Genomic DNA, 13,261 nt, shown 5'->3' on the forward strand with positions numbered 1-13,261 from the left:
GCTCCTTCACGGTGGGGGGCGCCCGGGGTCGCCGGGGGGGCGGCGGGGGGGGGGGGGGGCGCGGGGGGGGGGGGGGCGGGGGGGGGGGGGGCGGGGCGCCGGCCGCCACCCGACGGGCGGGCGCCGGGGGCCGGGCGGGGACCGGGAGACGGTGCGGACGTCGTCGGGCACGACGTCGTGCTCCGCGAGCGCGAGGACGACCGCGGGCAGCACGCGCCGTGAGCCGCGCACCTCGATCTCCCGCCCGACGACGTCGATCGCGTCGACGTCCTCGAGGCCGGCGAGCGTGTGCAGCGCGAGGTCGTGGTCGACGGGCGGGACCCGCAGGCGCACGGTCCGCGAGTCGTCGAGCGCGTCGATCAGCTCGGCCGGGCTGCCGGCGGCGACGACGCGCCCCCGGTCGATGACGACGAGCCGGTCGCACAGACGCTCCGCCTCGTCCATGAAGTGCGTGACGAGCAGGACCGTCACCCCGCGGTCGCGCACGCGCTCCACGAGCTCCCACGTGGTGCGGCGAGCCTGCGGGTCGAGGCCCGTCGTCAGCTCGTCGAGGATCGCGACGCGCGGGTTCCCCACGAGCGCGAGCGCGATGGACAGGCGCTGCTTCTGCCCGCCCGACAGCTTCGCGTACGCGACGCCGCGGTGCTCCGTGAGGTCGAGGAGGTCCAGCAGCTCGTCGACGTCGGACGGTGCCTCGTAGAACGAGGCGAAGAGGCGCATCGCCTCGGCGACGGTGATCCTCTCGTTGAGCGCCGACTCCTGGAGCTGGACCCCCAGCGCGTCGCGGACGCGCTGGGGATGCGTCTGCGGGTCGACGCCGAGCACGCGGACCGACCCGCCGTCCGCCTCCCGCAGACCCGCGAGGCACTCGACGGTCGTGGTCTTGCCGGCGCCGTTGGGGCCGAGGATGCCGAAGATCTCCCCCGGGGCGACGGAGAAGCTGACGTCCTCGACGGCGACCTTGCGCACCGTCGAGCCCTTCGGGCCCGGGTACGTCTTGCGCAGGTGCCGGACCTCGACGACGGGAGCGACGGCGTCGGGCCCTGCCTGGTGCGCGGCGGCGGTGGCCGCCGTGCGGGATGCGGTGGTCATGCGAACCTCCCTGAGGGTGTGCGAGGCCCACCGGGCGGCCTGTCGCCGTCCGGTCGGGCCCTGCGGGTGGTGGTGCGGTGTCGGTGGTGCGAGGGGGCGCCTCGGTCAGCCGCGCGTGACGCTCGCGGCGAACTCGACCGGGCGGACGGCGACGTCCCGCAGGACGGCGCGGACGAGGAGTGCGGCGAGCACGACGGCGAGGACGCCGCCGAGCGCCGCGCCCCACACGGGGAGCACCGGCAGGCCGACGGCGCGGGCCAGCGCCCAGCCGAACCACCCGGACTGGAGGGAGAGCTCGGCGACCGCGAGCGGGACGAGCGTGACGAGCACGATGCCCGTACCGCGCCAGAACCCCGACCGGTAGTAGCCGAGCGCGACGGCTACGCCCACGAGGAAGTAGACGGCGCAGAACACCGACTGCACGAGGAGCACGAGCCCGAACTGCGAGCCGTCGGTGTACAGGCGGTCCACCTCGGGCTCGGTCGGCCACCCGTAACGCTCGGCCGCCCACCACGTGACCCACGCGACGAGGGCGGCCGCGGCGCCGAACGTCACGCCGACCACGACGCCCGAGAGGGCGAGACCCTGGAAGAACGACCGGCGGGTGCCTCCCGCCGCGACGTGCAGCGCGACCATCGCGAGCGGCATGACGATGCCCATGACGAGCAGGAAGTACGGCGCGGACTCCGCCGGGCCGCCGACCGCCGTGATCTCCACGTCGCCCGCCCGCTGCATGACGAACAGGATGACGCCGCCGATGAGGAGGGCGATCACCCAGAACCACGCCCCGATGACCCAGGTCGCGCCGATCGCGTACTCGGCCGTCGCGCGGACACCGCGCCGGTGCGCCGTGGCCACGAGCGCGGCGCGCTGCCGCGCGCGGTCGTCGGGACGGGTGGGGTCGAGCTCGGCGCTCATCGTGCCTCCTCCCGGTCGCTGCCCGGTCGCCGGGTCAGGTGGACGAACAGGTCCTGCACGGGCACGCTGCCCACCTCGAGCCCCGCTCCGGCCGCGGCGGCGCGCTCGTCCGCGCCGAAGCCCCCGAAGAGCGTGACCTGCGCGGTCCCGCCGAGTCGCTGCCGGGCGAGGACCTCGTGGCCGTCGACGAACCGCTCGACGAGCGCTGCGGGGCCGGTGAGGCTCACGCCCCGCCCGCGCACGTCCTCGGCCGGCTCGGCGAGGAGCACCTTCCCCCGGTCGATCACGACGACGTCCTCGAAGAGCCGCTCGACCTCGTCGATCAGGTGGCTCGACAGGACGATGGTGCGGGGGTGCTCCGCGTAGTCCGCGAGGAGGGCGTCGTAGAACGCGTACCGGCTCGGGGCGTCCATGCCGAGGTACACCTCGTCGAAGATCGTGAGCGGCGCGCGCGACGCGAGCCCGATGATCGCGCCGAGCGCCGAGCGCTTGCCGCGCGACATCTGGTCGGGGTGCTTGCGCGGTGAGATCTCGAACTCGTCGAGGAGCCGCGCGGCGAGGTCGGCGTCCCAGTGCGGTCGCAGGGCGGCGTAGTAGTCGAGCGTGTCCTTCGCCTTGCTGTCGCCCCACACGTCACCGCTCTCGCGGACGAGCTGGGTGTGCATCGTCGACCACGGGTTCTCGAACGGGTCCTCGAGCTCGCCCTCAGGACCGACGCGGACGCTGCCGGACGTCGGCCGGCGGAACGCGGCGAGCAGGGCGGCGAGCGTCGTCTTGCCGGCGCCGTTGCGGCCGAGGAGGCCCGTGACGGTGCCGGGCCGGATCGTCAGGGTCGCGCCGTCGAGCGCGGCGTCGTCGCCTCGTCCGTAGCGGACGACGACGTCGCGCAGCTCGGCGCCGAACGGCTCGGGAGCCGGCGGGGCGTCGCTCGGGGTGGAGCTGGGCCGGGCGGTCACGGGGTCACCTCGGGGTGTCGGTGGTCGGGTGGGTGGTCGAGCCCGGGCCGGGCTCGCGGCGCGGGCGACCGAGGACGTGCGCCACGATCTCCTCCGCAGGGATGTCGAGCAGGTCGGCCTGGACGAGCGCGGGGTCGAGGACCTCGGCGAAGAACGTCTCGCGGTGGCTCCGCAGGAGACGGTCGCGCGCCCCGGGGGCGACGAACATGCCGAGGCCGCGCCGCTTGTAGAGCACGCCCTCGTCGACGAGGAGCGCGAACGCCTTGGCCGCGGTCGCCGGGTTGATGCGGAACGTCGTCGCGAACTCCGTCGTCGACATGACCTGCTCCTCCTCCGCCGTCTCGCCCGCGAGGACCTGCGCCCGGATCATCTGGGCGATCTGGAGGTAGATGGGTTCCGGACCGTCGAACATGGCGCCCATCCTCTCCCGGTTCGCGTGTTCAGTGGTTCATTACTCCACTAATGAACCACAGATGGGTGTCCGCCCACAACCCCTGCGAGCGAGGACCTGGACGCGGTGCGCTGGTTGCGCCGACGGGTGCGCTGGTGTGGAGTCGTCGCGGGAGGTCCGAGTGGACGGAGCGTGCGAGCTCGCCGGCGGAGCGCCGTGGGCCGAACCGCTGAGCACGTGGACGAGCCTCGCGTTCGTCGTCGCGGGCGCGGCGATCGTCGAGGCGACGATCCGCGCCCGCCGCCACGCGCCGTCGGGCAGCACCACGCCCTCCGTGCCCGACGGCGCGGCCGTCCGACGTCTACGGCCCACCTTCGGCGTGCTGGTCGTCCTGGTCGGCGTCGGCTCGGTGGTCCAGCACGGGCCGTCGCCGTCGTGGAACCCCGTGGCGCACGACCCGCCGCTGCTCGGCACGCTCGCGCTCGTCGCGGCCGACGCCGTCGCCGACCTCACCGGCCGGCGCCTGCGCACGTGGTGGTGGCTCGCGCCGACGCTCGTCTCCGTCGCCCTCGCGGCGACGAGCGTGCCGGCGTCGGCGGCGGCGCAGGTCGTCGCGGCGGTGGTCGCCGTGGCGGCGAGCGTCGTGCGGGCATGGCGACGCCCCGCCGTCCGACGCCGCACGGTCACCGCCCTCGGGCTCCTCGCCCTGGGCGGGACGATCGGGACGCTGACCCGCCCGGGGTGGCCGCTGTGCGACGCCGACGGCCCGCTCGGCGTCACGCTGCAGGGCCACGCGGCGTGGCACGTGCTCGCCGCCGTCGCGCTGTGGGTGCTCGCCCCGACCCTCGGCACCCGCCCGCCGAGGTAGTCGGTCGCGCGAGGCGGAGGGGCCGGTCAGGCGAGACCGAGGTCGACGAGCAGCACCTCGTCGAGCGTGGCGGACTGTTCCGCGGTGAGCCGGCCGGCACGGTTCACGAGCCGCGACAGGTCCGGTGCACGCACCTGCTCCGCCTGTGCCGTGGAGTCGACGCGCAACCCGGGCGGCCCAGGTGGTGCCGGGGTCGCCCGGGTGCGGCGAGCGGACGGTGCCGCTCCGGGACCGCGTGCTACGTCGTCAGGGCGGGGGCGAAGGCGGCGCGGACGGCGTCGAGGTCCCGAGCGACGAGCTCGGCGAGCTGCACGGCGTTGAGCGCCGCACCCTTGCGGAGGTTGTCGTTCGACACGAACAGGACGAGCCCGCGACCTCCCGGGACGGACTGGTCCGTGCGGATGCGGCCCACGAACGACGGGTCCTTGCCGGCGGCCTCGAGCGGGTTCGGCACGTCCGACAGCGCGACGCCGGGAGCGTCCGCGAGGATCTCGCGGGCCCGGTCGGGCGTGATCGCGGCGCCGAACTCGGCGTGGATCGCGAGCGAGTGACCGGTGAACACCGGCACGCGCACGCAGGTCCCGGCGACGGCCAGCTCCGGCAGGCCGAGGATCTTGCGCGACTCGTTGCGGAGCTTCTTCTCCTCGTCCGTCTCCTCGAGGCCGTCGTCGACGATCGACCCGGCGAGCGGGACGACGTTGAACGCGACGTTGCGGGGGAACACCGACGGCGCCGGGAGGTCGACGGCGGAGCCGTCGTGCACGAGGCCGGTGAGCCCCGCGCCCTCGCCGTCCGCGGCGGCACCCGCGACGGCCTGCGCCCGCAGCTCCTCGGCACCGGCGAGCCCGGCGCCGGACACGGCCTGGTACGTCGCGACGATCAGCCGCTCGAGACCTGCCTCGTCCGCGAGCGGCTTGAGGACGGGCATCGCGGCCATCGTCGTGCAGTTCGGGTTCGCGACGATGCCCTTGCGCGCCTCGCGCAGCGCGCCGGGGTTGACCTCCGACACGACGAGCGGCACGTCGGGGTCCATGCGCCATGCGGACGAGTTGTCGATGACGACGGCGCCCGCCTCGGCGAAGCGCTCGGCGTGCGCCTTCGACGTCGCGCCGCCCGCGGAGAACAGCGCGACGTCGATCCCGCGCAGGTCCTCGGTCGGGGTCGCGGCGACGTCCTCCACGACGACGTCGTCGCCGCGCCACGGCAGCGTCGAGCCCGCCGAGCGCGCCGACGCGAAGTAGCGGACGCTCGCCACGGGGACGTCGCGCTCGTCGAGCAGGCGGCGCATGACCGCGCCGACCTGCCCCGTCGCGCCGACGACGGCGACGTTCAGGCCTGCCGAGGCAGAGACGTTCTGGGTGCTCATGATCGGTTCCTCTCGTCCGTCGGGTCAGCGGCCGGTGCCGGCGTAGACGACGGCCTCGCCGTCGGCGGTGTCGAGCTCGAACGCGGTGTGCACGGCGCGCACGGCGTCGTCGAGCGAGTCCTCGCGCGTGACGACGGAGATGCGGATCTCCGACGTCGAGATCATCTCGATGTTGACGCCCGCGTCGCGCAGCGCGCCGAACAGCTTGGCGGAGACGCCGGGGTGCGACTTCATGCCCGCGCCGACGAGGGACAGCTTGCCGATCTGGTCGTCGAACTGGAGCGAGTCGAACCCGATCTCGGCCTGCAGCGCGCTGAGCGCCGACATCGCGGCCGGCCCGTCCCCCTCGGGCAACGAGAACGAGATGTCGGTCAGCCCGGTGTGCGCGGCCGACACGTTCTGCACGATCATGTCGATGTTCACGCCAGAGCCCGCGACGACCTCGAAGATCCGCGCGGCCGTGCCCGGGACGTCGGGCACGCCGACGACCGTGATCTTGGCCTCGCTGCGGTCGTGCGCGACGCCGGAGATGATCGGGGCTTCCATGACGGTCTCCTCGGGGATGTCGGCGGAGCTGGTTCCGGGTGTGGGTGCGGGGTGCCGGGCGGTGTAGGCGTCCGCGCTGACGAACGTGCCCTCCTTGCCGGAGAACGACGAGCGGACGTGGATCGGCACGCCGTACCGACGGCCGTACTCGACGCAGCGCAGCGCGAGCACCTTGGCCCCGCTCGCCGCCATCTCGAGCATCTCCTCGTACGTGATGCGGTCGATCTTGCGCGCGCTCGGGACGATCCGCGGGTCCGCGGTGAACACGCCGTCGACGTCCGTGTAGATCTCGCACACGTCGGCGTCGAGGCCCGCGGCGAGCGCGACGGCGGTCGTGTCGGAGCCGCCGCGGCCGAGCGTCGTGACGTCGTTCGTCGACTCCGTGACGCCCTGGAAGCCCGCCACGATCGCGACCTGGCCCCGCTCGATCGTCTCGCGGATGCGGTGCGGCACGACGTCGACGATGCGCGCCTTGCCGTGCACGGCGTCGGTGATGACGCCGGCCTGCTGACCGGTGAACGACTTGGCGCGGACGCCCAGGTTGGTGATCGCCATCGCGAGCAGCGACATCGAGATGCGCTCCCCCGCGGTGAGGAGGATGTCCATCTCGCGCTGCGGCGGGAGGGGGGTGACCTGCTGCGCCAGGTCGATGAGCTCGTCCGTCGTGTCGCCCATCGCCGAGACCACGACGACCACGTCGTTCCCGGCCCGCTTCGCCTCGGCGATGCGCTTGGCCACCCGCTTGATGCTCTCGGCGTCGGATACCGACGATCCGCCGTACTTCTGCACGACAAGTGCCACGTGCTGCTCCATCTGTCGCCGGCCTCCGTCTCTCTCAACGGCCCGCCGGGTGCTTGTGGGTCGAACGATGATAGGCACGCCGTCCGCCGTCCGGCCAAGTCCGTCCCGGCATGCGGTCCGCCCGCACCTCAGGGCACGAGGTGGCGCACCCGGTCGACGGGGCCGGCGACGACCACGTAGCCCAGGCCGACGACGACCGCGCCGCCGACGAGGTTGCCGAGGCCCACCCAGGCGACGTTGCGCGCGAACTCGGCCCACGTCGTCCAGCCCTCGCCGGTGAACAGCCCGAGCGAGAACGTCGTCATGTTGGCGACCACGTGCTCGAAGCCCGACGCGATGAAGGCGAGGACGGCCCAGAAGACCACGACCGCCTTGCCCGCCTCCGAGTCCAGCCGCCCGCACGCCCAGATCGCCGCGCACACGAGCACGTTGCACAGGATGCCGCGCGCGAGGAGCTCGGGTCCGGTCTCGTGGGCCTTGGCGGTGAGCATCGTGGCGACCATGTCGCCCGCCGCGGCGTTGGTGCGCAGGACGCCCGACTGCACCACGAGCCAGGCGAACGCCATCGAGCCGGCGAGGTTGCCGACGAGGCACGACGCGAGCGCCCGGACCGCGGGCCCGACACGGACCGCACGGGTCGCGACCCCCTGGGCGAGGACCATCATCGCCGACGTCGCGAGCTCGGCACCGGCCAGCACGACGAGGGTCAGCGCCGCGGCGAAGACGGATCCCGCGACGAGCCGCTCGGCCGGTGCGCCGGCGGCGAGGAACGGTCCGGCCGTCGCGACCATGAGCACGACGCCGACCCCGACGTAGGCGCCGGCGAGCGCGGACGCGACGAGGTAGCGGCCCGGGTGCCGCGCGGCGGCGACCTTGGCCCCGGCCGCGTCGGACTGGACGGTCAACGCCTGGGCGAGGGTCTGCACGACCCGATCCTCGCGGCCGTCCCCGCGCGCCGGACAGGGTCTCTGGTCGGTCGGGCCCGGGACCGAGGTCGCGCGGCCTCGCGAGCGCGTCAGAGCGGCGACGGTCCCGGCGCGACGACGGCCGTGACGATCGCCTCGATGGCGAACTCGCTCACCTCGCCGAGGTCGACGAGCGTGGGGTCGAGGAGCCACTGGACCTGGAGGCCGTCCATGACGGCGAGGATCGCGGCGGCGGCGTGCCGCACGGTCGCCGGCGCCTCGACGCCGCGCTCGGCGCACAGCTCCTCGAACGCCTCGACGGCCTCGGCGCGCAGCGTGCGGTAGCGGATCTCGAAGAACTCGCGCGCCGGGTGACCGTCGGTGACGGACTCGGCGGACAGCACCGCGTAGGCCTGGACGATGCCGGCGCGCTGCGCGTTGAGGAACGCCGTCCGCACGAGGTGGCGGAACATCTCGAGCCCGCCGGGGATGTGCTGGGGCTCGAGCTCGGCGACGTCGGTCTCGTCCCGGAACCGCAGGACCTCGAGCAGGAGGTCGTCCTTGGACCCGAAGTGGTGGAGGATCCCGGCGTGGGTCATGCCGACCTGCTCGGCGATCTCCGCGAGCGGTCCGTTGTGGTAGCCGCGGCTGCCGAACGTCACCATCGCGGCGCGGAGGATCTCCTCGCGACGGCGCACGGTCTCCGCGCGCATCCGGGGACGCCTCTCGCTCGTGCTGCTGCTGGGCATCGTCGCCTCCGCTCGTCGTCGCCGTCGTCGTCCGACAGGCGCTGCCGGCCCTGACGGCCGGGGCGATCCTACGCACGCCCGGACCCCTCCTGCACCACGCCGGCTACGCCAGGCACCGAGCAAATCGCCCCTGACCTGCGACGACGCAGTTTCTTGCCAACTTACTGACTGCACGGTAAGTTCATCGCCACAGCCGCTCGACGACGAGGAGCACTTCGTGACACCGCAGTCCCGTCCGGGAGCCGACGCCTCCCCGGAGCTCGGCGACCTGCGCACCCGTGCGCAGGGCCTGCCGCTCCGTGAGAAGGTCCGGCTCCTCACCGGGCAGTCGATGTGGCGCACGCACGGCCACGACGGCCTCGGGCTGCGTCCCGTCGTCGTGTCCGACGGCCCCGTCGGCGTCCGCGGCACGAGCGAGGTCGAGGGCGAGACCTCGGTCCTCTTTCCCTCCCCCAGCGCGATCAGCGCGACGTGGGACCGCGAGGTCGCCCACGAGACCGGCCGGGCCTTCGCCCGCGAGGCTCGCGAGCACGGCGTCGACGTCGTGCTCGCGCCGCAGGTGAACATCCAGCGCACACCCGTCGGCGGTCGCCACTTCGAGTGCTACGCCGAGGACCCGTACCTCACGGCGGAGATCGGCACGCGCGTCGTGCGCGGCCTGCAGGACGAGGGCGTCGCGGCGTGCGTCAAGCACTACGTCGCCAACGACTCCGAGACGGACCGCACGAGCTACGTCGCGCACGTCGACCCGCGCACGCTGCGCGAGGTCTACCTCGCACCGTTCGAGGCGGCGGTCCGCGCCGGCGCGTGGTCGGTCATGGCCGCGTACAACCAGGTGGACGACGGCACCGAGACGGCCCCGATGACCGCCCACCGGCACCTCGTCACCGACGTCCTCAAGAGCGAGCTCGGGTTCGACGGCGTGGTCGTCTCGGACTGGGTCGCGACGCGCACGACCGCCGGGTCGGCGAACGGCGGCCTCGACCTGGTCATGCCGGGGCCCGGCGGACCCTGGGAGGACCGGCTCGTGCGCGCCGTCGAGGACGGTCTCGTGCCCGAGGCGGAGATCGACGACAAGGTCGCGCGCCTCCTGCTCCTCGCCCGCCGGGTCGGCGCGCTCGACGAGCCCGCCCGTCCCCTCGCGTACGACGGCGACCTGCGCGAGCTCGTGCGCCGCACCGCCGCGCGCGGCACGGTCGTCCTGCGGTCCGACGCCGCCGACCCGGTCTGGGACCGGCCGGCGCCGCGCTCGATCGCGCTCGTCGGACCCAACGCCGTGCGTCCGCACGTGCTCGGCGGCGGCAGCTCGACCGTGGCACCGGCGCACGTCGTCACGCCGGCGGAGGGCCTCGCGGCCCGCTGGCCCGACGCGGCGCTCACCGTGGCCCGCGGCGGCGACGCGCGCCGTCTGGCACCGCGCCTCGACCTCGCCGCGCGCAGCCTGCCGGGCCAGGCCCTCCAGGTGACGTGGCTCGACGCCGAGGGCGCGACGCTCCGCAAGGAGGTCCTGGTCCGCTGGGACGGCTTCCTGCGCGACCTGCCCGACGAGGTCGACACCGTCGTGCTCGACGCCGACGTGCTGCTCGACGAGCCGGGCGACCACACGCTCGAGGTGGGCACGGTCCCCGGCCACACGATCGAGGTCGACGGCGTCGTCGTCGCGCAGGACCCGCGCCGCTCCGGCGTCGAGGTCATCCTCGACTCGTCGATCAACAACCCGGTCGGCGTCCCGGCGCTCGTGCACGTCGACGGCCCCCGCCGCGTCCGCGTCACCGCCTCGCTCCTCGTCACGCGCGCGCAGGGCTACGGCAACATGGTGCGCGCCGAGCTGCGGCACCGCGTCCCGGCACCGTCCGTCGACGAGGAGATCGCCGAGGCGGTCGCCGCCGCGGGCGCGGCGGACCTCACGGTCGTCGTCGTCGGGACGAACGAGGAGGTCGAGTCGGAGGGCTGGGACCGGACCTCGCTCGCGCTGCCGGGCCGCCAGGACGAGCTCGTCGAGCGCGTGCTCGACGCCGACCCGGACGCGGTCGTCGTCGTCAACGCGGGTGCCCCCGTCCTCCTCCCCTGGCTCGACCGCGCGCGGACCGTCCTGTGGGTCTGGTTCCCGGGCCAGGAGGCGGGGCACTCGATCGCGGACGTCCTCGCGGGCGCGGTCGAGCCGACCGGGCGCCTGCCGTGGACGCTCCCCGCGGACGAGGCCGACGTCCCGGTCCCCCACGCCGTGCCCGCGGGCGGCGTGGTCGAGTACACCGACGGCGTGCACGTCGGCCACCGCGCGTGGGTGCGCTCGGGCCGCGCGCCCGCCGCGTCCTTCGGGCACGGCCTCGGCTGGACCACGTGGTCGTACGACGAGGTCGCGTCCGCGACCTGGACGCCCGACGGCGACGCCGCCGTCACCGTCCGTGTCACCAACACCGGCGCCCGGGACGGTCGCGAGACCGTCCAGGTCTACCTCGAGGCACCCGACGCGCCCGCCGCCGCACCGGTCGCGCACCGCGACCGCCCGGCGCGCTGGCTCGGCGGCTTCGCCTCCGTCGACGTCGTGGCGGGCGGGTCCGCCGACGTCACCGTGACCGTCCCGCGCCGCAGGTTCGAGGTGTGGGACACCGACCGCGAGCGCTGGGACCTGCCCGCCGGGACGTACCGGCTCCGGGTCGGGCGCTCGATCGACGACCTCCGCCTGGACACCGCGGTCCGGGCGCTGGAGAGCACCACCGGACGGGAGTAGCACCACCACCGGACCGCGGTACCCCTGCACCGCCCCCTCTCGTCCCGGCACCCGCCGGGCCGACGTTCTCGAAGGAGAGACTCATGAGGTTGAAGGCCTCCGCGATCGCGCTCGGCGTCGCGACTGCCCTCGTGCTCACCGGCTGCTCGGCGTCGTCCGGCGACGGCGACACCGACACGCCCACCGGCGCCGACGGCGCCGCCCTGACGATCGCCAAGCCCGACGGCGCGATCGCGACCGAGTCCAACAACCCGTGGATCGGGGACTCGTCGGCGCTCAAGCTCGGCTACGTCAACGCGATCTACGAGCCCGTGGGCTTCGTCAACGTCGTGAGCCCGACCGACCCGGTCAAGCCGTGGCTCGCGTCGGAGATCACGTGGTCCGACGACTACACGTCCGTCCAGCTCACCGCGCGCGGCGACGTCACGTGGAACGACGGCGAGCCGCTGACCGCGGACGACATCGCGTTCTCCTACCAGATCCTCCTCGACACGCCGGAGCTGAACACCGCCGCCCTGCCGCTCGAGAGCGTCACGGTCGACGGCGACGTCGTCACGCTCACGTTCACGAGCTCGATGTACGCGAAGCAGGACAAGGTGCTGCACCGCTACGTCGTGCCGGAGCACGTGTGGGAGGGCGTGGCCGACCCGACGACGGAGACCAACCCCGAGCCCGTCGGCACCGGGCCGTACACGCTGGAGAGCTTCAGCACGGAGAGCGTCGAGCTCACCGCGCGCGACGACTACTGGGGCGGCGAGCTCGCGGTCCCGACGCTGTACTACGTGTCGTACAACGACAACAGCGCCCTCACGACGGCCCTCGCCAACGGTGACGCGGACTGGGCGCAGGCCTTCCTCCCCGACGTCCAGTCCGCCTACGTCGAGAAGGACCCGGAGCACAACGTCTACTGGGCCCCCGCCGGCCTCGGCGTCGACGCGATGTTCGTCAACACGACGAAGAAGCCGTTCGACGACGTGGCGTTCCGCCAGGCCGTGAACAAGGTGATCGACCGCACGCAGCACCAGCAGATCGCGCGCGAGGACGGCGTGCCGCTGCTCACCTCGGTCACCGGGCTCCCCCAGCCGGCCGGCGACCCGTACATCGCCGAGGAGTTCCGGGGCGAGGAGTACGCGGTCGACGTCGACGGCGCCAAGCAGATCCTCGAGGACGCCGGCTACACGCTCGACGGCGAGACGCTCGTCGACCCCGACGGCGAGCCGGTCACGTTCGAGCTCACCGTCCCGCAGGGCTGGAACGACTACGTCACGGGCATCAGCCTCATCGCCGAGTCGGTCAAGGCGCTCGGGGTCGAGGCCACCGTCACGACGCCCGACTCCGACACGTGGTGGGCGGCGAAGGGCACGGGCGACTTCGACGCGATCCTGCACTGGACCGAGACGGGCGCGACCCCGTACGACCTGTACAGCGACATGATGGACGGCCGCTGGCTCAAGCCGGTCGGGGAGGCCGCGGACTACAACTTCGGCCGCTACGACAACCCCGAGGCCACCGCGGCGCTCGACGAGTTCGCCAACGCGACGGACGACGCGACCCGCACCGCCGCGATCGAGAAGGTCCAGAAGATCTTCGTCGAGGACGTCCCCGCGATGCCGATCGGCACGCGCCCGTTCATCAGCGAGTTCAACACGCGCAGCTACACGGGCTGGCCGAGCGACGCCGACCCGTACACGAACGCGGACCCGACGCAGCCGTCGGCCGTGCTCATCCTCACCGAGCTCGAGCCGGTGGAGTGACGCACGACCGGTCGTGACCCGACGCGGCGGGTGCGCCCCCCGACCCCCCGGCCCCGCGCACCCCCCCCACCCCCCGGCGCCGCACCCGCCCCCCCCCCCCCCCCCCCCCCAACAGGGTGGACGAGGGGACACCCATCCCCCGCCGACCCCCCCCGCCCTCCACGCGGGCTACGACCGCGACCCC

The 13,261-nt window shown here is 74.0% G+C and carries 11 protein-coding genes; 3 read left to right on the forward strand and 8 right to left on the reverse strand.

What is annotated here, in order from left to right; genetic code table 11:
- Positions 1 to 6: 6 nt before the first annotated feature.
- The 4 genes from ACWPWV_RS19970 to ACWPWV_RS19985 all read right to left on the reverse strand — a co-directional run bounded on the left by ACWPWV_RS19970 (position 7) and on the right by ACWPWV_RS19985 (position 3,378).
- Positions 7 to 1,092, reverse strand: a complete 1,086-nt coding sequence (locus tag ACWPWV_RS19970) for an ABC transporter ATP-binding protein (RefSeq protein ID WP_454044715.1) — start codon at positions 1,090 to 1,092, stop codon at positions 7 to 9.
- Positions 1,093 to 1,197: 105 nt separating this feature from the next.
- The gene (locus ACWPWV_RS19975; RefSeq protein ID WP_454044716.1) at positions 1,198 to 2,010 is read right to left on the reverse strand and encodes a hypothetical protein; all 813 of its coding nucleotides are present in this window, start codon (positions 2,008 to 2,010) and stop codon (positions 1,198 to 1,200) included.
- Positions 2,007 to 2,966 (reverse strand): ATP-binding cassette domain-containing protein, encoded by a 960-nt coding sequence (locus tag ACWPWV_RS19980; protein WP_454044717.1) that lies wholly within the window; start codon positions 2,964 to 2,966, stop codon positions 2,007 to 2,009. Before ACWPWV_RS19980 ends, ACWPWV_RS19975 begins: the two co-directional genes overlap by 4 nt.
- A gap of 4 nt (positions 2,967 to 2,970) precedes the next feature.
- Positions 2,971 to 3,378 carry a GntR family transcriptional regulator gene (locus tag ACWPWV_RS19985; protein WP_454044718.1) on the reverse strand — a complete coding sequence of 136 codons (408 nt, stop codon included), beginning with the start codon at positions 3,376 to 3,378 and terminating at the stop codon, positions 2,971 to 2,973.
- Between the two features lie 160 nt (positions 3,379 to 3,538).
- Here ACWPWV_RS19985 and ACWPWV_RS19990 point away from each other — a divergent pair, with 160 nt between their 5' ends.
- Positions 3,539 to 4,225, forward strand: a complete 687-nt coding sequence (locus ACWPWV_RS19990; RefSeq protein ID WP_454044719.1) for a hypothetical protein — start codon at positions 3,539 to 3,541, stop codon at positions 4,223 to 4,225.
- A 238-nt stretch (positions 4,226 to 4,463) separates the two neighbouring features.
- Here the strand turns inward: ACWPWV_RS19990 and ACWPWV_RS19995 are convergent, their stop codons facing one another.
- The 4 genes from ACWPWV_RS19995 to ACWPWV_RS20010 all read right to left on the reverse strand — a co-directional run bounded on the left by ACWPWV_RS19995 (position 4,464) and on the right by ACWPWV_RS20010 (position 8,592).
- Entirely contained in the window at positions 4,464 to 5,591 is a 1,128-nt protein-coding gene (locus ACWPWV_RS19995; RefSeq protein WP_454044720.1) for an aspartate-semialdehyde dehydrogenase, read from the reverse strand.
- Between the two features lie 24 nt (positions 5,592 to 5,615).
- Positions 5,616 to 6,938, reverse strand: a complete 1,323-nt coding sequence (locus tag ACWPWV_RS20000; protein ID WP_454044726.1) for an aspartate kinase — start codon at positions 6,936 to 6,938, stop codon at positions 5,616 to 5,618.
- A gap of 128 nt (positions 6,939 to 7,066) precedes the next feature.
- Positions 7,067 to 7,864, reverse strand: coding sequence for a formate/nitrite transporter family protein (locus ACWPWV_RS20005; RefSeq protein ID WP_454044721.1), 798 nt, complete (start codon positions 7,862 to 7,864; stop codon positions 7,067 to 7,069).
- Between the two features lie 89 nt (positions 7,865 to 7,953).
- Positions 7,954 to 8,592: a TetR/AcrR family transcriptional regulator gene (locus ACWPWV_RS20010; RefSeq protein ID WP_454044722.1), complete on the reverse strand. Its 639-nt coding sequence runs from the start codon at positions 8,590 to 8,592 to the stop codon at positions 7,954 to 7,956.
- Between the two features lie 217 nt (positions 8,593 to 8,809).
- On the opposite strand from ACWPWV_RS20010, the gene ACWPWV_RS20015 reads away from it, so the two are divergent.
- Both ACWPWV_RS20015 and ACWPWV_RS20020 read left to right on the forward strand, forming a co-directional pair.
- The gene (locus tag ACWPWV_RS20015) at positions 8,810 to 11,323 is read left to right on the forward strand and encodes a beta-glucosidase (protein WP_454044723.1); all 2,514 of its coding nucleotides are present in this window, start codon (positions 8,810 to 8,812) and stop codon (positions 11,321 to 11,323) included.
- An 83-nt stretch (positions 11,324 to 11,406) separates the two neighbouring features.
- The gene (locus tag ACWPWV_RS20020) at positions 11,407 to 13,077 is read left to right on the forward strand and encodes an ABC transporter substrate-binding protein (RefSeq protein WP_454044724.1); all 1,671 of its coding nucleotides are present in this window, start codon (positions 11,407 to 11,409) and stop codon (positions 13,075 to 13,077) included.
- The last annotated feature ends 184 nt before the right edge of the window (positions 13,078 to 13,261 follow it).

It is taken from the genome of Cellulosimicrobium sp. Marseille-Q8652, from assembly GCF_965112045.1.

What these genes read in the sequence shown, in the direction of transcription:
- ACWPWV_RS20020 (WP_454044724.1), top strand. Translation starts at nt 11,407, where the DNA reads ATGAGGTTGAAGGCCTCCGCGATCGCGCTCGGCGTCGCGACTGCCCTC.
- ACWPWV_RS20010 (WP_454044722.1), bottom strand. Translation starts at nt 8,592, where the DNA reads ATGCCCAGCAGCAGCACGAGCGAGAGGCGTCCCCGGATGCGCGCGGAG.
- ACWPWV_RS19995 (WP_454044720.1), bottom strand. Translation starts at nt 5,591, where the DNA reads ATGAGCACCCAGAACGTCTCTGCCTCGGCAGGCCTGAACGTCGCCGTC.
- ACWPWV_RS19970 (WP_454044715.1), bottom strand. Translation starts at nt 1,092, where the DNA reads ATGACCACCGCATCCCGCACGGCGGCCACCGCCGCCGCGCACCAGGCA.
- ACWPWV_RS19975 (WP_454044716.1), bottom strand. Translation starts at nt 2,010, where the DNA reads ATGAGCGCCGAGCTCGACCCCACCCGTCCCGACGACCGCGCGCGGCAG.
- ACWPWV_RS19985 (WP_454044718.1), bottom strand. Translation starts at nt 3,378, where the DNA reads ATGTTCGACGGTCCGGAACCCATCTACCTCCAGATCGCCCAGATGATC.